The organism is Pseudoxanthobacter sp. M-2 (assembly GCF_046156265.1).
GTDB lineage: Bacteria > Pseudomonadota > Alphaproteobacteria > Rhizobiales > Segnochrobactraceae > CAMDHY01.
In genome coordinates this window covers 25,987-49,454 of sequence record NZ_JAWDIR010000011.1, presented here as the reverse complement: position 1 = coordinate 49,454, position 23,468 = coordinate 25,987, and the positions used below count along the sequence as shown (strand labels likewise).

Sequence of the window (23,468 nt, the reverse complement as noted above, 5' to 3'; positions counted from 1 at the left end):
CTCGCCGCAAAACTGCAAGCTGTTCCAGAATGTCGCCGCGCGAGACGGGTCGGAGCGACCCGTCAGCCGGTGTTGCGCAGCCCGGCGGCGATGCCATTGATCGAGATCAGGATGCCGCGCTGCGCCTTCTCGTCGACCTGGCCCGCCCGCCAGCGCCGCAGCAGTTCCACCTGCAGATGGTTGAGCGGCGCGATGTAGGCGGAGCGGTGGGCGATCGAGCGGGCGAGCGTCGGGTTGTCGGCGAGGCGCTCGCTGGTGCCGGTGATGGCGTCGAGCGCCTTCACGGTGCGGTCGAACTCCGCCTCGATCGCCGCGAAGATGCGCTCCGCCAGCGCCTTGTCGGCGACAAGGTCGGCATAGCGGCGGGCGACGCCGAGGTCCGCCTTCGCCAGCACCATGTCCATGTTGGACAGCAACGCCTGGAAGAACGGCCACGAGGCCCCCATCCGCTTCAGGAGCAGGAGCCGCTCCGCCGGGTCGCCGGCGAGGAAGCCTTCGACGGCCGAGCCGAAGCCGTACCAGCCGGGCAGCGCCACCCGGCTCTGGCCCCACGAGAAGCTCCACGGAATGGCGCGCAGGTCCTCGATGCGGCGGTTCGCCTTCCGCGAGGCGGGGCGGGAGCCGATGTTGAGCTCGGCGATCTCGGCGATCGGCGTCGCCGCGAAGAAATAGTCGGTGAAGCCCTCCGTCTCGTAGACGAGGCCGCGATAGGCCCGCATCGACAGCTCCGACAGCGCCGCCGCCGCCTGCAGGAACTCCGGCGGCGCCGCCTCGCCGGGGGCGAGCAGCGTCGCCTCGAGCGTCGCCGCCGTCAGCGTCTCGAGATGGCGCCGGCCGATCTCGGGGTTGGCGTACTTGGCGTTGATCACCTCGCCCTGCTCGGTCAGGCGGATCTGGCCCTTCACGGTGCCCGGCGGCTGCGCCAGGATCGCCTGGTAGCTCGGCCCGCCGCCGCGCCCGACGGCGCCGCCGCGGCCGTGGAACAGGCGCAGCGTCAGTCCGGGCTTGGCGTCGAACAGGCGGGCGAGCGCGGTCGAGCCGCGGTAGAGCTCCCAGTTCGAGGTGAAGTAGCCGCCGTCCTTGTTGCTGTCGGAGTAGCCGAGCATGATGTCCTGCTCGGCGCCGGAGTTGCGCACCAGCGTCTCGATGCCCGGCAGGTCGTAGAAGGCGCGCATGATCGGCTCGGCGGCGCGCAGGTCCTCGATCGTCTCGAACAGCGGCACCACGATCAGGTCCACCGTGGCGAGCGAGGCGTCGGCCGGCGCGAGCGTGCGCGCCATCAGCCCGCACTCCTTCTGCAGCAGCAGCACCTCGAGCAGGTCGCTGACGCTCTCGGTGTGGCTGATGATGTAGTGGCGGATCGCCTCGCGGCCGAACTCGCGCCGCAGCGTCCGCGCCGCCTCGAAGATCGCGAGTTCGCCGACCGCGAGCTCCGAATACTCGGCGCCGCGCACGCGCAGCGGCCGCGGGTCCTGCAGCAGCCGCAACAGCAGTCCCCGCTTGTCCTCCTCGACAAGCGCCGAATAGTCCGGCTCGAGGCGCGCGACCGACAGCAGCTCGGCGATCACCGCCTCGTGCTTGTCGGAGCTCTGGCGGATGTCGGTGGTGGCGAGGTGGAAGCCGAACACCTCGACGGCGCGGATGAGCGGCGCGAGCCGCACCCCCACCATCGGCCCGCCATGATGGCGCTCGAGCGATTCCTTGATCACCGCGAGGTCCGCCAGGAACTCCTCCGGCCCGCCATAGGGCAAGGCCGGCGCCACCGCGTGGCGCAGCGCCTCGGTGCCGGTCAGCGCCCGGAGCGTGCCGGCGAGGCGGGCGTAGACGCCCGTCAGCGCGCGGCGATAGGGCTCGTCCTCGCGGTGGCCGTTGTCGTCGCCGCCACGGTCGGCGAGCGCCACGAGGTCGGCCGTGCAGTCGACGAGGCGGCGCGACATCGACAGCTCGGCGCCGAGTTCGTGCACCTCGACGAGATAGTGCCGCAGCACGATCTCGGCATGGCGGCGGAGCGCCATCGTCAGCGTCTCGGCGGTGACGTTGGGATTGCCGTCGCGGTCGCCGCCGATCCAGTTGCCCATCCGCAGGAACGGCGCCACCGGCCGGCCGACATGGCTCTCCAATTCCTCGTAGACGCGCGGGATCTGCTTCAGGAAGGTGGTGCGGTAGTAGCCGAGCGCGTTCTCGATCTCGTCGCGCACGGTGAGCCGCGTGTAGCGCAGGAGCCGCGTCTGCCAGAGCTGGACGATGCGCGCCTTCAGGAGCGCGTCGTTTCCGGCCCGAGCCCGCCCGCCGCGAAGCGACCGCCGGACCGCCAGAAGCTCGCCGATGGCGCGTTCCGCATCGAGCGTGCTCTTGCGCTGCACCTCGGTCGGGTGCGCCGTCAGCACCGGCGAGACGAAGCTGCGCGACAGCGCCCGCGCCACCTTGTCGGAGCCGATGCCAGCCGCCTTGAGGCGGGCGAAGGAGTTCGCGAGGCTTCCCTCCGTCTCCTCCTCGAGCGCCTCCTCGCGATTGCGCCGCTGCAGGTGATGGCAGTCCTCGGCGAGGTTGGCGAGGTGGGAGAAATAGCTGAACGAGCGGATCACCGAGACCGTCTCGGAGGGCGACAGCCGCGTCAGCAGCCGGTCGAGTTCGCGGCGGGCGGCGAGGTCGGCCTTGCGCTGGTCGGACACCGACAGCCGCCGGATCGCCTCGATCAGCTCGAAGGTCGCCTCGCCCTCCTGCTCGCGGATGGTGTCGCCGAGGATCTGCCCGAGCAGCCGGACGTCGTCCTTCAGCGGCTGGTCGGGATCGGTCTCGACGGCAGCGATGTCGACGGCGGCGATATCGACAGCGGTCTTGCGCACGGGATCCTGACGCACGGTGTCCTCGGAAGCTCGGTTCATCACGTTCCGTCTGGCAAGCCCCATGCCACGGCGGGGGCGGATTGTCGGCCGAGGCGGATGTGGAAGGATGACACCGCGCGACGACGCGATCATGTCCCCGGATCGGCGGCCTCGTCCGCTCGTCCGTCCGGTTCGTGTCGCGTCCCGCCACTAGCGGCATTCCGGAGACGGCACAACGCCCGACACTCACCCCGCCGCAGAACGGCGGGGTGGTTCACGCGCCATACCAGAGGGCTTCCGCGGCTGCGGGAGGGCCGTCAGCCCGAAAGCTGCGGCGTCGATGTGCCCGGACCGCCCCGACGCGGCCGCTTGTTCGCCTGGCCGGTGCGCCAGGGCACCTCGGCATCCATGTGGATGGTCGGTCCGAGGATCTGCGGGCGCTGGTCGTACTGCAGCTGGCTCAGGCGCTCGCCGACCTTGGCGACGAGATCCTTGTAGGAGATCTTGGCCTCCTCACGCAGCACACTCGCCAGGCAGAACGTGAAGGCGCCGTAGCTCGTCGCGCCGTGCCGGTACTCGTAGGACAACTCGTTCTCGCCGCACGCCTCGATGATGAGCGGGAGATAGGGCCCGACCGGCTTCTTCTTGGTGGCACCGGCAACGCTCCGGTACTGCTTCTCGCTGTCGCGCCGGAGCATGGCGGCGCGTCCCAGTCGGACGGTGGCCCGGTTTTCGCCGAAGAACTGGTCGTTGGCCTCCTTGTCCGGGCTGAAGGCAGCATTCAGCGGCGCGAAGTCGCGATCGACCCACATCTGCGTATCGAGGTGCCACTTCAGCTGGCGATGCCGGATGTCGTCCGGCGGAGAGATGCCGCGGGCCTTGGCGCCGCTCTGCCGGTGCATGCTGCCGGCGTGGCAGCAGTCGAACAGCAGCATGAACTGCGTCTCATAGGGAAGCTGGCTGTAGAGGCCGTAGATCTGCTCGTCGGAGATCGACCGTTCCGGCGTCCAGTCGAAGTCCCACGGAACCAGCGTCTCGGTCAGCCGGTCCGGCTCCTCGAACTCGCCGTACTCCGGCACGCGGGCGCCATGGCCGGAGTAGTAGAAGACCAGTTGGTCGCCGGGCTGGGCATCGTCGAGCAGCCACTCGAGACGCGAGAGAATGCCGCTCGCGGTCGCGCGGTCGTCGAGGCACGTGCGGATCTCCTCCGGCGCGAAGCCGCACTCCTGCAGCACCGCGCTCATCGTGAACACGTCATTGACGCAGCCGGCCAGCCGGTCGGACTCCCGCGGATATTCGTTGATGCCGACCAGAAGCGCCTTTCGCCCCGGCTTCGCGGTCGTCCGGCGGGGCACCGTCCGGGCCCAGGGGTCCACCGCCTTGCCGAGCGCCTTGGCCCCCGTTGCGACCAGCGCCAATGGCCGCCAGAGCGAGCCGATCGTGACGTTGTGCGTGAGGTAGGCCGTCGCCGCGTGATCGCCGACGCCGGGGATGTCGAAGGGCGTCAGCAACTGCGTGAAGTCGGCCACGCCCTGCAGGCGGATCTCGGCCGTGAACACGTCGTCATGCTGATTGTAGAGATGGTGCCAGTGGCGCACCGGCGGCATCTGGATGCGCCCGTGCGTCAGGTTGCCGACGACGAACGGGTTGCCGATCTGTGAGCCGAGGGTAACGTAGCGCGCCGCCTTCAGCGCCTTGGCGACCGCACCGCCCGCAGCCTCCGCATGGGTGAAGGCGTTGTAGGTCACGAGCGAGCCGAGGCTGTGGGCGAGGATCACGTCCGGCTTGAAGTCCCTCACGGTGTCGAGGACCAGCTCGCGCGTGCGGGCCTGAAACTCCTCGTCCTCCACCCACGCGACGACGTAGCCCGCTGTCCACCGCACGCGATCCGAGACTTCGCCGATGCCGCGCTGCCGGCGCGTCAGGCCGCCGAGGCCGCTCAGCCCGAGCTTCCAAAGCGCCTTCATCGTGTCGAGGAAGTCGAGGTCCGTGTCGTCGAAGATTTCGTCGTACTCGACGAACTCGAACTGCAGCGTCACTTCGGTGTCGGCATCGAAGCAGGCGCGGACCGCCGCCTGCCAGTCAGCCTTCCAGGACGATGTGCGATGATCGCCCAAGCCATGTACGCCGAGGATTCTGATCGTCTTCGCCATGTGCGTTCCCCCCTCACCGATACCGGTTGGCGGACGCCGACCGGCATCATGATGGATCATCACTCACAGGTTGTTCGACGCCAAATCACTAACGCTTTAGATGCAGCATCCCCGCGCCGAATCCACACCGGGAGGCGCGGCCGACTACCCGCCCGCCGCCTCGATGGAAAGGGTGGCGCCGGCGCCGTAGGCGGCGCGGATCTTGCGGGCCTCGTCGGCAAGCGCGCGCTCGTCGGCCTGGTAGTCGCCCTCCCGGCGGGCGTGCTCGGCGCTGAGCGCCAGGAGACGCTGCCACGTCTCCTCGTCGATGGTCTCGCCGGCGGCATGCGTCAGCGCCTCGATCTCCTCGGCGAGCACGGCGATCTCGATCTTCTCGATCAGGAGCAGCACGTACCTCTCCACGAAGTCGGCGCTCGGATGGAAGGTGAGCAGCCCGAACGCCCGGCGCAGCCCCTGGCCGCCGCCGTGCACCTCGCGCAGGATCTGGAAGAACGGCCCGTCGAGGCGGGCGAGCACCTCGCCGGCGGCGACATCCTCGTGCTCGCCGCCGCCGTGGGCGGCGTCGGCGACAACATCAAGCAGGGCGTCGCGGAAGGCGCGGTGGCGCTCGCTGCGCAGCGGCAGGTGGGCGATGCGCTCATAGTGGGCGGCGACGAGGCCGGGATGCTCGACGAGCAGGCCAAGCACCAGCCGGTCGACGGCACCCGGCTCCTTCGGCGGGGTCGTCAGCGGGCCATTCAGCGCGGCTCCGGGCGGCTCAGACGGGCGCCCCCGCTCTCCCCGCTGCTGTTGTCCACGCGCGGCCGCCCGCTCGCCCTGGCTGCGCCACAGCCGCTCCGACAGCCGGAGCTTCAGGGCGGCGCGGTACTCCCGCGAGACGCGGGCGTCGCGGATGGTGCCGACGAGTTCATCGAGCCGCTTCTCGAGCGCCGCCCGCCGCTCCGGCGTGTCGAGGCGGGCGCCGGCGAGCTCGCGCTCCATCATCACGTCGAACAGGGGGGCCGCCGCCTTCACCTCGGCGAGGAAGCGCGCTGCGCCGCCATCGGCAATGAGGTCGTCCGGGTCCTTGCCCTCGGGCAGGAAGGCGAAGTTGAACGAGCGCCCCGCCTCCACCAGTGGCAGGATGCGGTCGATGGCGCGGTGGGCGGCAGCGATGCCGGCCTTGTCGCCGTCGAAGCAGATCACCGGCTCCGGCGCGAGCCGCCACAGCGCGCGGATCTGTTCCTCGGTGAACGCCGTGCCGAGCGTCGCCACGACGCCGCGGATGCCCGCCTGCGACACCGCGATGGCGTCGAGGTAGCCCTCGACGACCACGACCGAGCCGCTCGTGTGCGCCGCCTCGCGGGCGCGGTGGGCGTTGAACAGCAGCGCCCGCTTGGAGAACAGCGGCGTCTCCGGCGAGTTGAGATATTTCGGCTCCTGGCCCGCGGCCAGCGCCCGCCCGCCGAACGCCACCACCCGCCCGCGGGCGTCGTGGATCGGGATCATCAGGCGGTTACGGAAGCGGTCGTAGACGGCGCGGCCGTCCTCGGGCCGGCCGGCGAGACCCGCCTCGACGATCGTCGCCTCATCGACGCCCGACGCGACGAGATGACGGGTCAGCGCATCACGGTCGCCGGGGGCGTAGCCAATGCGGAAGGCGTGCAGCGTCTCCGGCGAGAGCCCGCGCCGCTCGGCGTACTCACGCGCCTCGCGACCGGCACCGGAGCGGAAGCGCTGCTCGAAATAGAGCGCGGCGAGCTCGACGGCTTCCGCGAGCCCCTTGCGGCGCATGTCGCGGCGCTCGCTCTCGGCGTCGCGCGCCGGCAGCGGCACGCCTGCCTCGCCGGCGAGGCGCTCCACCGTCTCGGGGAACGACAGCCCCTCCGTCTCCATGACGAAGCGGATGTGGTCGCCGGAGGCCCCGCAACCGAAGCAGTGGTAGAAGCCCTTGCGGTCGTCGACGTGGAAGGACGGCGACTTTTCCTGGTGGAACGGGCAGCACGCCCAGAGATCGCCGCGCTGCGGCTGCGACTTGCGCTTGTCCCACGTCACCCGCCGGCCGACCACCTCCGAGAGCGGCAGCCGCGTGCGGATCTCGTCCAGGAGATGCTCGGGAAAGCGCATGGCTCCTCCCTATCACAGACGGGCGGACAGGCCGGCGTAGAACACGCCGGATGCACAGATCAGGCGTGGATTTCCACCGTCACGACGGCGGCTGCGCCCTACCGCAGCAGGTCCTTCACGACGCTGCTCGCCTGGCCGAAGTCCATGCGGTCGGGATAGCGCTCGCGCAGGCGGGCCATCGTGCGGCCGACGTCGCGCAGCCCATGGGCGCCGAGTTCGTCGACCACCTCCTTGCAGGCGGAGATGATGGCGCCCTCGTCGAGCTGCGGCGGCAGGAACTCGCGGATCACCTCGATCTCGCGGCGCTCTTCCTCGGCGAGGTCGAGCCGGCCGCCCTCCTCGTACTCGCGGACCGATTCCTCGCGCTGGCGGATCATGGTGAGCAGCAGCGCGCGGACCTCGGCATCGCCGATGCCGTCGCAGCCGCGCCCGCGGCTCGCCCCGTCGCGATCGCGAACGGCGGTGGCGATGAGGCGCAGCGTACAGGCCCGGCGCCTGTCGTCCGCATCGGCGGCGGCCTTCAGGGCAGCCGCGATCCGATCCCGCATGGAGGTCTCCGACCCACGTCCCGAAGCAGCAGAGTAGCGTGCAGCGGAGGGGCTGGCAAACCCGGAGATGTCACTCATCTCGTTGAAATTCCACCAACTTCAGGATCGCCTGAATTTTCTGCCGGCGCCGGCGGGCGTCCAGTCACCTGCCATGATGTCGACAAAGTTGCAAGTCGCCATCCGACCGAGACGACCTCGCGGGACCCGGGTCCGCACCGCGCTGCATTGCATCCGCGGCCGCTTTGCCCTATCGCCCTGTCCAGTCGGCCGGCCGTGCGCCCGCTTCGCGCCGTCGCGCCTCGTAGATAATCCTCGGGACGTGCCATGCAAGACTATGCCCCCGCCACCCCGGGCTGGCAGGAAGCGCCGACGACCGGCGTTCTCGTGCTGGCCGACGGCACGGTGATCGAAGGCGCCGGCTTCGGCGCCACCGGCAGCGCCGTCGCCGAGGTGTGCTTCAACACGGCGATGACTGGCTACCAGGAGATCCTCACCGATCCCTCCTATGCCGGCCAGATCGTCACCTTCACCTTCCCCCACATCGGCAACGTCGGCACCAACGACGAAGACGTCGAGACCGTCGGCATGGCCGACGTGGTCGGCGTGCGCGGCTGCGTCGTCCGCGCCCCCGTCACCGAGCCCTCGAGCTACCGCTCGATGCGCCGCCTCGACCGCTGGCTGGCGGCGCGCGGCATCATCGGGCTGTCGGGCGTCGACACCCGTGCGCTGACCAACCTCATCCGCGAGAAGGGCATGCCGAACGGCGTCATCGCCCACGCGCCGGACGGGGTGTTCGACCTCGCCCACCTGAAGGCGAAGGCCGCCGCCTGGCCGGGCCTCGTCGGGCTCGACCTCGCCAAGGACGTCAGCGCCCGCCAGACCTACACGTGGGACGAGACGACTTGGGCGTGGGACAAGGGCTACGGCCGCCAGGAGGCGCCGCGCCACCACGTCGTCGCCATCGACTACGGCATCAAGCGCAACATCCTGCGGCTCCTCGCCGACCAGGGCTGCCGCGTCACCGTGGTGCCGGCGACCGCGACCGCCGAGGACATCCTCGGCCACAAGCCCGACGGCGTCTTCCTGTCGAACGGCCCCGGCGACCCCGCCGCCACCGGCGAATATGCCGTGCCGGCGATCCGCGGCGTCGTCGATGCCGGCCTGCCGGTGTTCGGCATCTGCCTCGGCCACCAGATGCTCGGCATCGCGCTCGGCGGCACCACGGCGAAGATGCACCAGGGCCATCACGGGGCGAACCATCCGGTGATGGACCACACCACCGGCAAGGTCGAGATCACCTCGATGAACCACGGCTTCGCCGTCGAGCGCGGCAGCCTGCCGGAGGCGGTCGAGGAGACTCACGTCTCCCTGTTCGACGGCTCGAACTGTGGCATCCGCCTGAAGGACCGGCCGGTGTTCTCGGTGCAGTACCACCCCGAGGCCTCGCCCGGCCCGCGTGACAGCCACTATCTCTTCACCCGCTTCGTCAACCTCATCCGCGCCGCCAAGGGCGAGGAGACGCTGCCCGAGCGCGAGTGATCGCCGGGGCCGGCGCGGCGACCTCAGGTCGCCTGGTCGCCGGCCGCGGCGCGACCCTCGACCAGCCGGTCGAGCCGCTCGACCAGCGCGGCGATGTGCTCGGTGCGCAGCTGGTCGAGCTTGTCGTGCAGCGCCATGATCTCGATCTCGGCCTTCAGGTTGACCTCGTAGTCGTGGGCCGCGGCGAGGCGATCCTTCTCGGCCTGGCGGTTCTGCGACATCATGATGACCGGCGCCTGGATCGCGGCCAGCATCGACAGCATCAGGTTGAGGAAGATGTAGGGATAGGGGTCGAACGGCTCGCCCCACTGCGCGAGCAGCAGCGAGTTCAGTCCCACCCATCCAACGATCACCGCCCCGAAGCCGATGATGAAGCCCCACGAACCGCCGACCGCGGCCACCTGGTCGGCGAGACGGTCGCCGAACGACAGCTGCTCGTCAAACTGGGTGTTGACGTCGCGCGCGACCGACGTCCGCTCCGCGAGCTTGAGGATCACCTTGCGCTCGCGCGCCGTCAGTTCGCCGACGCCGGCGTCGAGAAGATTGCGGGCGAGCGCCCGCACGGCATCGTCACTCATCGCTGCGGCTCCGTCCTGCGGCGGCGCGACAATCGCCGCCCCGGCGCCGGCGGGCAAGCCGTGACCGCGGGGTCGCCCCGCGGGAGCCGCCTCAGATGCGGTCGGCGTTGAAGGTGTCGCAGGCGTCGGCGCGGCCGGATTCGAAGCCGGTGCGGAACCAGCGCGCCCGCTGCTCCGACGTGCCGTGGTTGAAGCTCTCCGGCACGACATAGCCCTGCTGGCGCTTCTGCAGCGTGTCGTCGCCGATCTGCTGGGCGGCGTTCAGCGCCTCGTCGAGGTCGCCGGCCTCCAGAAGCCCCTTCTGGTCGGTGTAGTGGGCCCAGACGCCGGCGAAACAGTCGGCCTGCAGCTCGACGCGCACCGACATCGCGTTCGCCTCCGCCGTGCTCATCCGCTGCCGCATCTGGTTGAACTTCGGCAGAACGCCGATCTGGTTCTGCACGTGGTGGCCGACCTCGTGGGCGATGACGTAGGCCTGCGCGAAGTCACCCGGCGCGCCGAAGCGGCGGTCGAGCTGGTCGAAGAACTCGGTGTCGAGATAGACCTTGCTGTCGCCCGGGCAATAGAACGGCCCGCTCGCCGAACTCGCGAAGCCGCACGCCGACGACACCCCGCCGGAAAACAGCACCAGCGTCGGTTCCTTGTAGCGCTGACCGGCGACCTTGAAGAGCTCGCCCCAGACGTCCTCGGTCTCGGCCAGCACCACCGAGACGAAGCGCTTCATCTCGTCGGCCGTCTGAGCTCCCGAAGCGCCGGTCGATCCCGGCGCGGGGGTCGTCGCCACCTGACCGCCGCCGCCGGCCTGCCCGCCCGGCGCCGGCGCCCGCGGCTGCGACTGCTCCACCGTCGGCCCCGTGTCGATGCCGAGCAGCACCAGCGGGTTGATGCCCATGAACCAGAGCACGACGCCGACGATCAGCAGCATCCAGATGCTGATGCGGCCGCCGCCGAGGATCGGCCCGCGACCGCCGCCGGTCGGCAGCCGGAAGCCGCCACCGCCCCCGCCGAAGCCACCCCGGAAACCACCGCCGCCACCAGCGCCGCGCTGATCCTCGACGTTCTGGCTTTCCCGCCGCCCTTGCCAACGCATCGGCCATGTCCCCGCGCCGCCACGTCCCCCTTCGGGCGCAGCCGTCAGCATAGCAGACGCTGCACGGACGATAAGGTTCCCGATGGCCCCTCGTGGGGCTGCGGAACGCTGACGCAAAAACGAGAGGGGCGCCGCGACGTCGCCGTCGCAGCGCCCCTCTGCGCCCCGTGCCCCGCCTGACCGCGAGGTCCGCCCCGATGGGTGCGGACGTCGAGCGTGTCAGGCGAACAGGGCGCGCAGCCAGCGTGGCATCGGCCAGCCCGCGGCGGCGACCACCTGCGCCTCGGTGGGCGTGTGGCTGCCGTCCAGGCGCTCGTCGATGACGACGGCACGCGCGAGAATGAGCGTGTTCAGCATCGCAGGGCCTCCTCGTGGTTGCTCGACCAGCTGTCAGCCGGACGGGGTTCGGCACGCGCGCGCTCGTCTGTCGCGGTGGGTGACAGAACGGCACTCCGTGCGCCTTGGTTCCGAATATGCGCACCGTGTGCGTCATGTTCAAGCAGAAAAGCGCATTCAGCGCGCCTTTTCGCGTGGCAGCCGCCCCGCCCCGCGTGCTAGGGCCGTGGAGCCGCCGGGCTCTCGCCGCGCGGACAACCCCGGATGAAAAGGAAGCGATCGATGGCACGTCGCCTGGACGACGAGGACACGGTCGACGAAGAGCAGGTGATGGCGCCGGAGCAGTTCCGCGCCTGGCGCAAGGCGCTCGGCCTCAAGCAGCGCGACGCTGCCGACCGGCTCGGCCTGAAGAAGCGGATGATCCAGTACTACGAGAAGGGCAAGCGCGACGGGAAGCCGGTGGTGATCCCGAAGACCGTGCGCCTCGCCTGCGCCGCCCTCGCCCACGGCGTCGCCGACTTCGACGGGGTCACCGAATCGCGCCTGCAGGACGCCGCGCCGCCGGTGCCGGAGCCCGCGCCCGCCGAATGAACGTCTGCGGCCGGACAGCGCGGCAAAACCCTTCCAGAGCCCGGCCGTTTCCCCTATAAGCCCGCGAGCCTAACGGCTCCCCTTCATGACCGCACCGACCGCGCCGGCGACGAGCCGCGACGGGTGGTGCGCGCACGGCCACGGGATCCCATGCCGAAACGCACCGATATCGACACCATCCTCATCATCGGTGCCGGCCCGATCGTCATCGGCCAGGCCTGCGAGTTCGACTATTCCGGCACGCAGGCTTGCAAGGCGCTGAAGGCCGAGGGCTACCGCATCGTCCTGGTGAATTCGAACCCGGCGACGATCATGACGGACCCCGATCTCGCCCACGCCACCTACATCGAGCCGATCACGCCCGAGGTGGTCGCCCGCATCATCGAGGTGGAGCGGCCGAACGTGAAGGGCGGCTTCGCGCTGCTGCCGACGATGGGTGGGCAGACCGCGCTCAACACCGCGCTGTCGCTGCGCCGCATGGGCGTGCTCGAGCGCTTCGACGTCGAGATGATCGGCGCCACCGCCGAGGCGATCGACATGGCGGAGGACCGCGAGCTCTTCCGCGAGGCGATGAAGCGCATCGGCCTCGAGACGCCGCGCTCCATCCTCGCCCACTCTCTCTCCGAGGCGCTGCCGGCCCTCGACATCATCGGCCTGCCGGCGATCATCCGCCCGTCCTTCACGATGGGCGGCACCGGCGGCGGCATCGCCTACAACAAGGCCGAGTTCATCGAGATCGTCGAGCGCGGCGTCGACGCGTCGCCGACCAACGAGGTGCTGATCGAGGAATCGGTGCTCGGCTGGAAGGAGTACGAGATGGAGGTCGTCCGGGACCGGGACGACAACTGCATCATCATCTGCTCGATCGAGAACATCGACCCGATGGGCGTGCATACCGGCGATTCGATCACGGTGGCGCCAGCGCTGACGCTCACCGACAAGGAATACCAGATCATGCGCGACGCCTCGCTGGCGGTGCTGCGCGAGATCGGCGTGGAGACCGGCGGCTCGAACGTGCAGTTCGCCGTCAACCCGGCCGACGGCCGGCTCATCGTCATCGAGATGAACCCGCGCGTCTCGCGCTCCTCCGCCCTCGCCTCCAAGGCGACCGGCTTCCCGATCGCCAAGGTCGCCGCCAAGCTCGCCGTCGGCTACACGCTCGACGAGCTCGAGAACGACATCACCGGCGGCGCCACGCCGGCCTCCTTCGAGCCGACGATCGACTACGTCGTCACCAAGATCCCGCGCTTCGCCTTCGAGAAGTTCCCCGGCGCCGACCCGGTGCTGACGACCTCGATGAAGTCGGTCGGCGAGGTCATGGCGATCGGCCGCACCTTCGCCGAATCCTTCCAGAAGGCGCTGCGCGGTCTCGAGACCGGCCTCACCGGCCTCGACGAGATCGAGATCCCCGGCCTCGGCCTCGGCGACGACAAGAACGCCATCCGCGCGGCGCTCGCCGTCCCCACCCAGGACCGCATCCTGAAGGTGGCGCAGGCGCTCCGGCTCGGCGTCGACCACGCCCAGATCATCGAATCCTGCCGCATCGACCCGTGGTTCATCGAGCAGATCCAGGCGATCGTCGATACCGAGGCGAAGGTGCGTGCCCACGGGCTGCCGCCGACGGCGTCCGGTCTGCGGTCGCTGAAGGCGATGGGCTTCTCCGACGCCCGCCTCGCCCGCCTCGCCGGGCTGACGGAGGCCGAGGTCGCCGCCCGCCGCGCCAGCGACCGCGTCCACCCCGCCTTCAAGCGCATCGACACCTGCGCGGCCGAGTTCGCCGCCCCGACCGCCTACATGTACTCGACCTACGAGACGCCCTTCGCCGGCGCGCTCGCCGACGAGGCCCGGCCGACCGACCGCCGCAAGGTGGTGATCCTCGGCGGCGGCCCGAACCGCATCGGCCAGGGCATCGAGTTCGACTACTGCTGCTGCCATGCCGCCTTCGCCCTGCGCGACCAGGGCTTCGAGGCGATCATGATCAACTGCAACCCGGAGACGGTCTCGACCGACTACGACACCTCCGACCGCCTCTACTTCGAGCCGCTGACTGTCGAGGACGTGCTCGAGATCCTGCGCGTCGAGCAGACCGCGGGCGAGCTCGTCGGCGTCATCGTGCAGTTCGGTGGCCAGACGCCGCTGAAGCTCGCCGAGGGCCTGCAGGCGGCCGGCATCCCGATCCTCGGCACCTCGCCGGACGCGATCGACCTCGCCGAGGACCGCGACCGCTTCAAGCGCCTGCTGGACAAGCTCGGCCTGCGCCAGCCGATGAACGGCATCGCCTATTCCGTCGAGCAGAGCCGGCTCGTCGCCGCCGAGCTCGGCTTCCCGCTCGTCGTGCGGCCGTCCTACGTCCTCGGCGGCCGGGCGATGGAGATCATCCGCGACGAGGCGACGTTCTCCGACTACCTCCTCGGCACTCTGCCGGCGCTGGTGCCGCAGGACGTCAAGGCGCGCTATCCGAACGACAAGACCGGCCAGATCAACACGGTCCTCGGCAAGACGCCGCTGCTGTTCGACCGCTACCTGTCGGACGCCATCGAGGTCGATGTCGACGCGCTCTGCGACGGCAAGGACGTCTTCGTCTGCGGCATCATGGAGCACATCGAGGAGGCCGGCATCCACTCCGGCGACAGCGCCTGCTCGCTGCCGCCGCGCTCGCTTTCGCCCGAGACGATCGCCGAGCTCGAGCGGCAGACGCGGGCGATGGCGCTGGCGCTGGACGTCGGCGGCCTGATGAACGTGCAGTTCGCCATCAAGGACGGCGTCATCTACGTCCTTGAGGTCAATCCCCGCGCCTCGCGCACGGTCCCGTTCGTCGCCAAGACCGTCGGCGTGCCGTTCGCCAAGATCGCCGCCCGCATCATGGCCGGCGAGAGCCTCGCGAGCTTCGGCCTGACGAAGAAGACGCTCGACCACGTGGCGGTGAAGGAGGCGGTGTTCCCGTTCGCCCGCTTCCCCGGCGTCGACACCATTCTCGGCCCGGAGATGCGCTCGACCGGCGAGGTGATGGGGCTCGCGCGCGACTTCCCGATGGCCTTCGCCAAGTCGCAGATCGGCTCCAGCACGCCCGTGCCGACCGAGGGAACCGTGTTCATCTCGGTGCGCGACGGCGACAAGGCGCGCATCCTGCCGGCCGCCGAACTCCTGGCCGAACAGGGCTTCAAGATCATCGCGACCAGCGGCACGCAGCGCTATCTCGCCGACCACGGCGTGCCCTGCGCCAAGATCAACAAGGTGCTTGAAGGCCGGCCGCACATCGTCGATGCTATCACCAACGGCGGCGTGCAACTCGTCATCAACACGACGGAAGGCGCGCAGGCCCTGGCGGACAGCCGGTCGCTTCGGCGGGCGGCCCTGCAGCACCGGGTGCCGTACTACACGACCGTCGCCGGTGCGGTCGCCGCGGCTTGGGGGATCGAAGCCTGGAGCAGCGGGGAGCTTGAAGTCCGTCCGCTGCAATCCTACTTCACCACGGCCGTATGAAGCTTTGGGTGGTGGCCCGCCTCGTTGGGGTGGACCGCCTATAATGGCTGTTGCCGCGGGCCGTGATCCGCGGCGGACGTGAGGGTCTGAAGGTCGATGGAAAAGGTCCCGATGACGGCCGCCGGTTTCGCCTCTCTCGAGGCGGAGTTCAAGCATCGGACTTCGGTCGAGCGCCCCCGCATCATCGCGGCGATCTCCGAGGCTCGCTCGCACGGCGACCTGTCGGAGAACGCCGAGTATCACGCCGCCAAGGAGGCGCAGAGCCACAACGAGGGCCGCATCGCCGAGCTCGAGGACAAGATCTCGCGGGCCGAGGTGATCGACGTTTCCAAGCTCTCCGGCGACACCATCAAGTTCGGCGCCACCGTCAGCCTCGTCGACGAGGACACGGAGGAGGAGAAGGTCTACCAGATCGTCGGCGACGTCGAGGCCGACGTGAAGCAGGGCCGCGTCTCGATCTCCTCGCCGATCGCACGCGCCCTCATCGGCAAGCGCGTCGGCGACCAGGTGGAGGTCGTGGCGCCCGGTGGAGCGCGCTCCTTCGAGATCGTCGCGGTGAAGTTCATCGCTGCCAACGCCTGAGCGACGGGCCGCGACGCCGCAGCCGCGCCGACGGCGCCATCTGCTTCGAGGCCCGTGCCGCGCGAACGCCGGCCGGGCCTTTTTCGATTCGTGGTACGGACGGCTGCGGTGCAGCGCCAGCGGCGCGCCCGCAGGGGCGCCCCGGCGCTTTGTCGCCGATGACGGCGACCGTCTCTATTCGAACCAGGACGGCCGGCGGATCGCGCGGAGAAACTCCTCGGGCGGCATCGGCCGGGCGAACAGGAAGCCCTGTGCCTCGTCGATGCCGAGGTCGGCGACGACCCGGAACTCCCCCGTCGTCTCCACCCCCTCGGCCACCACGCGGGCGCCATGATAGTGGGCGAAGTCGCGGACGGCCTTGAGGAAATAGCGGATGCTCGGATCCCGGTCGCAGCCGCGGATGAGGCCGCGGTCGATCTTGATCTCCGAGAACGGCACTTCCTTCAGGCGGGAGAGCGACGAGTAGCCGGCGCCGAAATCGTCGATCGAGATCGAGATCGCCTGCTGCGTCATGCGGTGGATGGCATCGTTCACCGCCTCGAGGCTGCCGATGATCTCCGCCTCGGTCATCTCCACCGTCAAGCCCGGCCAGTCGCGGTGGCGCGGACGGATGACGCTGAACAGTTCCGGCAGGTCTGCCGTCTCCAGCGTCGAGGGCGGCGCGTTGATCGACAGGCGGACGATCTCGCCGGCGTCGGCGAAGTGCAGCCAGTCGGCGATCGCCCGCTCGGCCACGAAGGCGGTGATCACCGCCATGTCGATGCCGGTGAGGCCCGGCAGGAAGGCGGCCGGGCTCAACACCCCGAGTTCGGGGTCGACCAGCCGCAGCAGGCCCTCCGCCCCGGCGAGCTTGCGCGTCGCCACGTCGATCTTCGGCTGGTACCAGAGGATCAGGCGATCCTCGGACCGCGCCGTCATCACATCACCCGCCGGCACGCTCGGCGTGGCCGCGATCGGCCGTCCGGCGAGGCGATAGCCCTCGGTGCGGGAGGAGTAGCCGGGAAGATCTGCCCTGCGGCCGAGGACGGTATCGCCGTTTATCGGCATGCGCGCCTGTCTCTGTCCGCGACGGAATTTACACGCGCCGCTGCTGCAGGCCGCGCACCGAAAGGCCGAAATCTGCTCAAGTGATCCCTCTCCGCGGCCGGCCGCTTCCCCAAGCGGCACGAGATGCGAGGCGTCGCTTACTGCGGCGAGCCATGCGCAGCCTCTGATTTCAGCGGGGCGGCAGAGCCTTACCGACCGAGCCGGCCGTGTCAATGCAACCGTGGATGAAGAACCCCGAGTTTCATGGTTATTTCGCCGGCAAGCAGAAGCGCCATCGCTTCGGACGGGTGCCGGCCCGCCACTACCCCACCGTGCGGCCGCGATCAGACGTCCTCGCCGATCGGCACCACCGGCGCGTTCTTCGACTGGCGGATGGTCAGGGCCGTGCGCACGCTCGCGACGTTCGGCGCCGAGGTCAGTTCGCCGATGACGAAGTCCTGGAAGGCGCGCAGGTTCGGCGCCACGCACTGCAGCACGAAGTCGATCTCGCCAGACAGCATCCAGGCTTCCCGCACCACCGGCCAGCCGCGCACGCGGGCCTCGAAGGCGGTGAGGTCCGGCTCGGCCTGCGAGTGCAGCCCGACGAAGGCGAAGGCCGCGACGTCGAAACCCACCTGCTTCTCGTCGAGCAGCGCCCGGTAGGCGAGGATGATGCCGGCCTCCTCGAGCGCCCGCACGCGCCTGAGGCACGGCGGCGCCGAGATGCCGACACGCTTCGACAGCTCCACATTGGTGATGCGGCCGTCGTCCTGCAACTCGCGGAGGATGCGCCAGTCGATCGCGTCGAGACGAACCTTCACGGCATCCTCGTCGCTGCGCGCGGGCCGGCAAACGGCCCCGCGGTCACACCCGGTCGAAAACGTGCCCGCTGATAGCACGCAGCCCCTGGATTCGGAACGCGACGCGACAGATTCTTTCGCCGGGCGCCCACCCCGTGAGCCTTGACCCCCGCTCCCCGCCGGCCTAAGCGGCGTCGCGAACCCCTCCCACAGCGGCGTCACCCGATCTCCGTGTCCTCCCCCTCCCCGCTCGCGCCGAGCCCCGCGCCTGTCACGGCCTGGGCGCTGACGCCCGGCAGCATCGGCCATGAGGTGCAGTGCATCGGCGTCGTCGAGGCGCTCGGGCTCGCCCCGGTGGTGAAGCGCGTCGACCCGTCGCCGCCGTTCCGCTGGCTGGCGCCGTGGGGACCGGCGGCCGTCGACGGCGCCATCGCGCCGCCGTGGCCGGACCTTCTGGTCGTCTCCGGCCGGCAGGCGATCCCGTATGCGCGGATGATCCGCCGCCATTCGGAAGGCCGCACCCTCGTCGTCTGCCTGCAGAACCCGGTGGCGCCGCTCTCCTGGTTCGACCTCGTCTGGACCAACGTCCACGACGGCGTCGCCGGACCGAACGTGCTGACCACCCTCACCTCCCCGAACACGCTGACCCGCCCGCGTCTGGACCTGGGCGCCGCCGCGCTCGCCGCCCGCCTCGGCCCGATGCCGCGGCCGTGGATCGGCGGCATCGTCGGCGGCACCAGCGGCGCCTATGCCTTCTCGGCGGAGGAGGCGACCCGCCTCGGTGCGGCGCTCGCCGATCTCGCCGGGCGCACCGGCGGCAGCGTCGTCGTCACGCCGTCGCGGCGCACCCCGCCGGCGAGCCTCGCGGCGCTGGACGCCGCACTCGCCGCCGCCCTGCCGGCGGAGCGCCGTTGGCTGTGGGACGGCACGACCGGCGACAACCCCTATTTCGGCATCCTCGGCGGCGCCGGCGTCCTCGTCGTCACCTGCGATTCCGTCAACATGCTGGGCGAGGCCGCCTACACCGGCACGCCCGTCTACGCCTTCCCGCTGTCCGGCGGCACGCCGAAGTTCGCCGCCTTCCACGCCGCGATGCTGGCGGCGGGTGCGATGCGCTGGCTCGATGACGCGGCGCTCGCCGCCGCCGTAACCGACGGCTCCCTTGCCGCGTGGACCTATGAGCCCTTAAATGCCAACGCCGTGATTGCAGCCCGCATCGCGGCGCTGCTCGCGGCCCGCGGCCACAGGGTCGCCGCCTTTTGAGGCGAGGTGCTCCATGCACCACGCGCTGCCGGCACGATCTCCCGGCTGACCGACGACCGGAGGAGCGGGATCGCCCGCGAGAGTCCATGACCCTTTCCAGTGAGCCCCGCGCAGACCGTCCGGCCGCCGGACCCAGCCCCGAAGTCGGCTTCCTCGACATGGCGGCGCTGGCGGCCACCCCGCTCGCCACCGACCCCTACGACCACATCGTCGTCCCCACCTTCGTGCGCCCCGAAGTGCTCGCCGGCGTGCTGGCCGACTATCCGGACGTGCCCGGCCCCGGTTCGCATCCGCCGTCGGAGCTCACCATCCGCGGCCGCTTCGCCGCCCTGATGGACGAACTCGACGGCCCCGCCTTCCGACGGGCGATCGAGGAGAAGTTCGGCCTCGACCTCACCGGCCGGCCGACGATGTACACGGTGCGCGGCTGGTGCCGGCCGACCGACGGCAAGATCCACACGGATTCGAAGACCAAGATCATCACCGTCCTCGTCTATCTCAACGAGGCCTGGGACGCCGACGGCGGCCGCCTGCGCATCCTGCGCAACGGCACCGACCTCAACGACTACGTCGCGGAAGTGCCCCCGCATGGCGGCACGCTGCTCGTCTTCCGCCGCTCCGAGACGTCCTGGCACGGCCACGAGCCCTTCGACGGCAAGCGGCGCGCCATCCAGATGAACTGGGTGACCGACGCCGACGTCGTCGCCTACGAGCAGCGCCGCCACCGCATCTCCACCGTGGTGAAGAAGCTCAACCCCTTCCGGAAGGCGGGGTGAAGCACGCCCCCGGCAGCAGCGAGGCAGCGACGGCATGAGCGAAGCGGCGGCAAACCAGACCACGACCGAGAGCCCGGCCCCTGCCGCCGCACCAGCCCCGCGCCCCTTCGCGGTGGTCGCCCCCGGCGACCCCGCGCCATGGTTCGACCAGCGCACGCTCACCAAGCCGACCTACGCCTTCGACACCGTCGCCGGCCGCTATGTCGTGCTGTGCTTCTTCGCCTCCGCCAGCGACGAGACCGGCCGCTCCGCCATCGCCGCCGCGATGGCGCGCACCGACGTCTTCGACGACGCCCACGCGAGCTTCTTCGGCATCACCCTCGATCCGCGCGACGAGGCGCAGGGCCGCCTGCGCGAGCGCTATCCGGGCTTCCGCTTCTTCCTCGACTATGACGGCGAGGTGAGCCGCCTCTACGGCGCGATCCCGAAGGACGCCGAGCCCGCCGCCGGCAAGTTCCCCGTCCGCCGCTTCTGGCTGGTGCTCGACCCGACGCTGCGGGTCATCCACGTCGCCCCGCTCGGCGGCGACGACAGCGCCGTCATCGACTACGTCGCCGCCCTGCCGCCGCCCGCCCGCCACGCCGGCTTCGAGATACCGGCGCCGGTGCTTGTGCTGCCGCGGGTGTTCGAGCCCGCCTTCTGCCGCACGCTGATCGACCTCTACGAGCGGCAGGGCGGCGAGGAATCCGGCTTCATGGTGGAGCGCGAGGGCAAGACGGTCGGCATCGTCGACGGCAAGCACAAGCGCCGCAAGGACGTGCAGATCGAGGACAAGGACCTGATCGCCGCCGCCCGCGCCCGCATCATCCGCCGGGTCGTGCCGGAGATCGCGAAGGTCCACCAGTTCACCTGCACGCGGATGGAGCGCTACATCGTCGCCTGCTACGCGGCGGAGGACGGCGGCCACTTCCGCGCCCACCGCGACAACACCACGAGGGGCACGGCGCACCGCCGCTTCGCCGTCTCCGTGCTGCTGTCGGACGACTACGAGGGCGGCGAGGTGGGCTTCCCGGAATACGGCCCGCGCACCTACAGGCCGGAGGCCGGCGGCGCGGTGGTGTTCTCCTGCTCGCTCCTGCACGCCGTCACGCCGGTCACCGCCGGCCGCCGCTACGTCTTCCTCCCCTTCCTCTACGACGAGGCGGCAGCGAAAGTGCGCGAGGAGAACGCTAAGTTCACGGATCGCGGGGAGAACTACAGGGCTTGAGGGGGGATATCTGGAAAGGGATCGCACCGGGCAGAGAAGATCAGACTGCTGAAGCCTCGTCAAAGACCAGCTGTATATAAGCATGCGGGTCGACCAGCAGACGGCAGCGGAGCAGCTCGCTCTCATATTTTGCAGCGCGCTCCATAGTATCGGAAGCGGCCTCCCCAGTTCGATACGAGAGATAGGCTATGTTGGCGATCCGCAAAGCAGCATTGGACTTGTACCATTCATAGGGGTACTCATCTCGCCACAGGAGCTGCAACAGGCTCCTGCATGTCGTCACCTCGGAAAGAAGCGGGAAAAAGTATGCGCGCAACCCGCGGTCGAGCATCGTCAATGCTTCCATATGACCAACTTCAGGCAGATAGATCCCGCCTCTGTTCGCCCACCCGACAGCATCGCCGAGCGAAATGGAGAGATGAGAGAAATTACTTCGAAAGTTACCAGCGCTCTGGTACAGACTGTCTCCATATTTTTTTAGGGACGAAATTCCGTATGCTTCCGCATTCGCGTTCGCCGCGGACACTCTAAACCATAGCAAACCCGGAACTTTAGTCCCAGAATTCAGGCTGATTGAGGCTCTTATTTCATCGTTAACGTGCTTGACGTAAAGATTTTTGTCTATTTGAATGAATCCGTGCGACTCAAAATAGTCTTCCATCATGTTTCTGAATATCTTTGTCTCGCTGACTTTTCTGTTCACCTGACCCGCCCCCCTGCGCCGCGCCAAGACGATGAACGCTTCACGTGCATGTCTGGGCGCCCCCACCTAACCACAGCGCAATGCCGCCACCAACGCAGCGAGCAGCAGGCTCCCGTCGCCAACCTGAACCATCGGCTCGCGCCCAGCCAGACCCGAGCGCCAGATGACGATCAAGCCGCCGGCCGGCGGCGCCGTGGTGTTATACTGCTGGCTGCTGCACGCCGCAGGCGCCCCGCAAAAACTCAGAAACTACGCCAGCTGATCCTTCAATTTCGCAAGTTTGACAAAAACTCCATCAAACTTGGGAATGCGAGCCTCCACGTACTAGGGTACTTGTTCCACGTATTATGAAAGACAGGAAGGCGATCAGGATCAGAAAAATCGATCACAATCGAAGATTCCTCCTTCTCTATAGAACCAATGATAACTATATTCTCAGCCGACAACTCCCCTTGGCGAATGCTTGCTCCACCAATTACAAGTGAGTGAGCAAATGCAACCTCGGGATCATACACCATCGAATTTTCAAGAACCAATCGGCTCGCAGAATAGAGAGCAATTTCAAAATCCTGCGCAATACCAAATCTTTCTTTCAGCAGGCCCGAACGGCAAGTGACAAAATAATGATCTTTGGAAATAAGCCTGAGAAGGATGAACGGAATTTCGTGTCCGTTTATGACCATCTCTGATCCTGCGCATGATGCCGGTCAGCGACCTGCCAAGGTGGCGAGGAGCCGCGCGCCAGGAAGCCCGCTCACCGCCCTATGGGCCGTCGCCGACTTCGCTCCTTCGGGACCAACGGCAGCGGCCGTGCGGACGCGCCCGCCGCCCCGCGGCTTCTCCCTCACCCCAGCCGCACGGGCTCCGTCGGGAAGCTCAGCTGTTCTCGCGCGCGCCAGTCGTTCGTCACGTAGTTGATGATCAGCGACTTGCGGACACCGGTGATCGGGCGCGGCTCGAAGCCGTGCCAGCTGTGGCCGGAGGGCACGAAGGCCATCGCCTTGTTGGCACCGAAGGGGGTGCGCGCCGCCCACGTCTCGGCGTCCGCATAGATGTCGGTGCCGAGGCCGTCGTGGCCCGGCTCGTCGGAGAGGTAGGCGAGCAGCGTGAAGCGCTTCACGCCGATGTCGGTGTGCGGCTTCAGCCAGAAGCCGTCGGTGTCCTGGGCATACTCGATGCGCAGGTACGTGCCGTCGAGGTCGGCGCCGGTCGCCTTCGCCAGCCGGCCGACGAGGGCGGCGTCCTGGAAGGCCTCCGAGACGGCGCGGCAGACGGGATAGGTGTCCTGGTTGTGCTGGTCGAAATAGACGCGCGTGCCGTTGTGCGCCTCGCGCGTGCCGGACACGCCGCCGAGCTCCGGCGCCGGATAGGGCAGCGTCTGCAGGGCGGTGAGGTCGGCGGCCGGGAACAGCCCCTCCATCAGCCAGTGCGGATAGGGCGTCTTGTGCGTCTCGCCGGTCTCGAGGGCGTCGAAGAACGCCGCCTGGATGGCGGCGGCGGCAGCGGAGGTCTCGCGCGTCATGCTTGTTCTTTCGTGCCGGGCGGGTCTTGGATCGGGCCGGGCGGATCGTGCGTGGCCAAGGTCCTGCGTTTCGGGTTTCACGGCTCGCGACGGGGACCAGGCGGTCCATCCGCGGCAACCCGTGATCTCGCGGGACGGACGGAGCCAGAGACCTGAGCCAGAGACTTAGCCCGGCCGGCGCCCGCGGGAGCGACCCGATGTCGGGTGCGTGACCGGCTCCCACCTTGACAACGGTTCGCACGTTCCGACATAGGCGAAGTTCGAACGGCTGTCGAGCGACATCGCGACCCGGCGTGTCGCCTCCGAATCGCCCCGATGGCGTCGAATGTGTGGCTCCGGG

19 protein-coding genes are annotated in these 23,468 nt (G+C 69.1%); 7 read left to right on the top strand and 12 right to left on the bottom strand.

Going from position 1 to position 23,468, the window contains the following annotated elements; genetic code table 11:
- Nucleotides 1–62: 62 nt before the first annotated feature.
- From ppc to RUR49_RS05300, 4 genes are all read right to left on the bottom strand, one after another.
- Nucleotides 63–2,861 (bottom strand): phosphoenolpyruvate carboxylase, encoded by a 2,799-nt coding sequence (ppc, locus tag RUR49_RS05315; RefSeq protein WP_409145333.1) that lies wholly within the window; start codon nucleotides 2,859–2,861, stop codon nucleotides 63–65.
- A gap of 281 nt (nucleotides 2,862–3,142) precedes the next feature.
- The gene (locus tag RUR49_RS05310) at nucleotides 3,143–4,978 is read right to left on the bottom strand and encodes a caspase domain-containing protein (protein ID WP_409145332.1); all 1,836 of its coding nucleotides are present in this window, start codon (nucleotides 4,976–4,978) and stop codon (nucleotides 3,143–3,145) included.
- A gap of 144 nt (nucleotides 4,979–5,122) precedes the next feature.
- Complete coding sequence (gene dnaG / locus RUR49_RS05305; RefSeq protein ID WP_409145331.1) at nucleotides 5,123–7,084, bottom strand: DNA primase; 1,962 nt, start codon at nucleotides 7,082–7,084, stop codon at nucleotides 5,123–5,125.
- Nucleotides 7,085–7,182: 98 nt separating this feature from the next.
- Nucleotides 7,183–7,632 carry a GatB/YqeY domain-containing protein gene (locus tag RUR49_RS05300; RefSeq protein WP_409145330.1) on the bottom strand — a complete coding sequence of 150 codons (450 nt, stop codon included), beginning with the start codon at nucleotides 7,630–7,632 and terminating at the stop codon, nucleotides 7,183–7,185.
- Nucleotides 7,633–7,956: 324 nt separating this feature from the next.
- Between RUR49_RS05300 and carA the strand changes: the two genes are divergently transcribed.
- Nucleotides 7,957–9,171, top strand: a complete 1,215-nt coding sequence (carA, locus tag RUR49_RS05295) for a glutamine-hydrolyzing carbamoyl-phosphate synthase small subunit (RefSeq protein ID WP_409145329.1) — start codon at nucleotides 7,957–7,959, stop codon at nucleotides 9,169–9,171.
- A 23-nt stretch (nucleotides 9,172–9,194) separates the two neighbouring features.
- Here the strand turns inward: carA and RUR49_RS05290 are convergent, their stop codons facing one another.
- The 3 genes from RUR49_RS05290 to RUR49_RS05280 all read right to left on the bottom strand — a co-directional run bounded on the left by RUR49_RS05290 (nucleotide 9,195) and on the right by RUR49_RS05280 (nucleotide 11,196).
- A complete protein-coding gene (locus RUR49_RS05290) occupies nucleotides 9,195–9,749 on the bottom strand; it encodes a DUF1003 domain-containing protein (RefSeq protein ID WP_409145328.1) in 555 nt (184 codons plus the stop codon).
- A 91-nt stretch (nucleotides 9,750–9,840) separates the two neighbouring features.
- On the bottom strand, nucleotides 9,841–10,839 hold the full coding sequence (locus RUR49_RS05285; RefSeq protein ID WP_409145327.1) for a neutral zinc metallopeptidase: 999 nt from the start codon (nucleotides 10,837–10,839) through the stop codon (nucleotides 9,841–9,843).
- A 219-nt stretch (nucleotides 10,840–11,058) separates the two neighbouring features.
- Nucleotides 11,059–11,196, bottom strand: a complete 138-nt coding sequence (locus RUR49_RS05280) for a hypothetical protein (RefSeq protein ID WP_409145326.1) — start codon at nucleotides 11,194–11,196, stop codon at nucleotides 11,059–11,061.
- Between the two features lie 261 nt (nucleotides 11,197–11,457).
- On the opposite strand from RUR49_RS05280, the gene RUR49_RS05275 reads away from it, so the two are divergent.
- The 3 genes from RUR49_RS05275 (at nucleotide 11,458) to greA (ending at nucleotide 15,831) form a co-directional block, all read left to right on the top strand.
- A complete protein-coding gene (locus RUR49_RS05275) occupies nucleotides 11,458–11,766 on the top strand; it encodes a helix-turn-helix domain-containing protein (protein WP_409145325.1) in 309 nt (102 codons plus the stop codon).
- 150 nt (nucleotides 11,767–11,916) lie between these two features.
- Complete coding sequence (gene carB, locus RUR49_RS05270; protein WP_409145324.1) at nucleotides 11,917–15,249, top strand: carbamoyl-phosphate synthase large subunit; 3,333 nt, start codon at nucleotides 11,917–11,919, stop codon at nucleotides 15,247–15,249.
- A gap of 96 nt (nucleotides 15,250–15,345) precedes the next feature.
- Nucleotides 15,346–15,831 (top strand): transcription elongation factor GreA, encoded by a 486-nt coding sequence (gene greA / locus RUR49_RS05265; protein ID WP_409145323.1) that lies wholly within the window; start codon nucleotides 15,346–15,348, stop codon nucleotides 15,829–15,831.
- A gap of 174 nt (nucleotides 15,832–16,005) precedes the next feature.
- On the opposite strand, the gene RUR49_RS05260 is transcribed toward greA, so the two are convergent.
- A complete protein-coding gene (locus tag RUR49_RS05260) occupies nucleotides 16,006–16,878 on the bottom strand; it encodes an EAL domain-containing protein (protein WP_409145322.1) in 873 nt (290 codons plus the stop codon).
- Nucleotides 16,879–17,201: 323 nt separating this feature from the next.
- Complete coding sequence (locus RUR49_RS05255) at nucleotides 17,202–17,678, bottom strand: Lrp/AsnC family transcriptional regulator (RefSeq protein ID WP_409145321.1); 477 nt, start codon at nucleotides 17,676–17,678, stop codon at nucleotides 17,202–17,204.
- A gap of 210 nt (nucleotides 17,679–17,888) precedes the next feature.
- Here RUR49_RS05255 and RUR49_RS05250 point away from each other — a divergent pair, with 210 nt between their 5' ends.
- From RUR49_RS05250 to RUR49_RS05240, 3 genes are all read left to right on the top strand, one after another.
- On the top strand, nucleotides 17,889–18,920 hold the full coding sequence (locus RUR49_RS05250) for a mitochondrial fission ELM1 family protein (RefSeq protein WP_409145320.1): 1,032 nt from the start codon (nucleotides 17,889–17,891) through the stop codon (nucleotides 18,918–18,920).
- An 86-nt stretch (nucleotides 18,921–19,006) separates the two neighbouring features.
- Nucleotides 19,007–19,696 (top strand): 2OG-Fe(II) oxygenase, encoded by a 690-nt coding sequence (locus RUR49_RS05245; RefSeq protein WP_409145319.1) that lies wholly within the window; start codon nucleotides 19,007–19,009, stop codon nucleotides 19,694–19,696.
- Nucleotides 19,697–19,730: 34 nt separating this feature from the next.
- Nucleotides 19,731–20,903 carry a 2OG-Fe(II) oxygenase gene (locus RUR49_RS05240; RefSeq protein WP_409145318.1) on the top strand — a complete coding sequence of 391 codons (1,173 nt, stop codon included), beginning with the start codon at nucleotides 19,731–19,733 and terminating at the stop codon, nucleotides 20,901–20,903.
- A 40-nt stretch (nucleotides 20,904–20,943) separates the two neighbouring features.
- On the opposite strand, the gene RUR49_RS05235 is transcribed toward RUR49_RS05240, so the two are convergent.
- The 3 genes from RUR49_RS05235 to RUR49_RS05225 form a co-directional block, all read right to left on the bottom strand.
- The gene (locus RUR49_RS05235) at nucleotides 20,944–21,606 is read right to left on the bottom strand and encodes a hypothetical protein (protein WP_409145317.1); all 663 of its coding nucleotides are present in this window, start codon (nucleotides 21,604–21,606) and stop codon (nucleotides 20,944–20,946) included.
- A gap of 266 nt (nucleotides 21,607–21,872) precedes the next feature.
- A complete protein-coding gene (locus tag RUR49_RS05230; RefSeq protein ID WP_409145316.1) occupies nucleotides 21,873–22,289 on the bottom strand; it encodes a hypothetical protein in 417 nt (138 codons plus the stop codon).
- A 161-nt stretch (nucleotides 22,290–22,450) separates the two neighbouring features.
- A complete protein-coding gene (locus RUR49_RS05225) occupies nucleotides 22,451–23,128 on the bottom strand; it encodes a 2OG-Fe(II) oxygenase (protein ID WP_409145315.1) in 678 nt (225 codons plus the stop codon).
- Between the last annotated feature and the right edge of the window lie 340 nt (nucleotides 23,129–23,468).

What these genes read in the sequence shown, in the direction of transcription:
- RUR49_RS05290 (WP_409145328.1), bottom strand. Translation starts at nt 9,749, where the DNA reads ATGAGTGACGATGCCGTGCGGGCGCTCGCCCGCAATCTTCTCGACGCC.
- RUR49_RS05225 (WP_409145315.1), bottom strand. Translation starts at nt 23,128, where the DNA reads ATGACGCGCGAGACCTCCGCTGCCGCCGCCGCCATCCAGGCGGCGTTC.
- RUR49_RS05300 (WP_409145330.1), bottom strand. Translation starts at nt 7,632, where the DNA reads ATGCGGGATCGGATCGCGGCTGCCCTGAAGGCCGCCGCCGATGCGGAC.
- carA (WP_409145329.1), top strand. Translation starts at nt 7,957, where the DNA reads ATGCAAGACTATGCCCCCGCCACCCCGGGCTGGCAGGAAGCGCCGACG.
- RUR49_RS05245 (WP_409145319.1), top strand. Translation starts at nt 19,007, where the DNA reads ATGACCCTTTCCAGTGAGCCCCGCGCAGACCGTCCGGCCGCCGGACCC.
- RUR49_RS05310 (WP_409145332.1), bottom strand. Translation starts at nt 4,978, where the DNA reads ATGGCGAAGACGATCAGAATCCTCGGCGTACATGGCTTGGGCGATCAT.
- RUR49_RS05275 (WP_409145325.1), top strand. Translation starts at nt 11,458, where the DNA reads ATGGCACGTCGCCTGGACGACGAGGACACGGTCGACGAAGAGCAGGTG.
- RUR49_RS05285 (WP_409145327.1), bottom strand. Translation starts at nt 10,839, where the DNA reads ATGCGTTGGCAAGGGCGGCGGGAAAGCCAGAACGTCGAGGATCAGCGC.
- greA (WP_409145323.1), top strand. Translation starts at nt 15,346, where the DNA reads ATGGAAAAGGTCCCGATGACGGCCGCCGGTTTCGCCTCTCTCGAGGCG.
- carB (WP_409145324.1), top strand. Translation starts at nt 11,917, where the DNA reads ATGCCGAAACGCACCGATATCGACACCATCCTCATCATCGGTGCCGGC.
- RUR49_RS05280 (WP_409145326.1), bottom strand. Translation starts at nt 11,196, where the DNA reads ATGCTGAACACGCTCATTCTCGCGCGTGCCGTCGTCATCGACGAGCGC.
- RUR49_RS05240 (WP_409145318.1), top strand. Translation starts at nt 19,731, where the DNA reads ATGAGCGAAGCGGCGGCAAACCAGACCACGACCGAGAGCCCGGCCCCT.
- dnaG (WP_409145331.1), bottom strand. Translation starts at nt 7,084, where the DNA reads ATGCGCTTTCCCGAGCATCTCCTGGACGAGATCCGCACGCGGCTGCCG.
- RUR49_RS05260 (WP_409145322.1), bottom strand. Translation starts at nt 16,878, where the DNA reads ATGCCGATAAACGGCGATACCGTCCTCGGCCGCAGGGCAGATCTTCCC.
- RUR49_RS05230 (WP_409145316.1), bottom strand. Translation starts at nt 22,289, where the DNA reads ATGGTCATAAACGGACACGAAATTCCGTTCATCCTTCTCAGGCTTATT.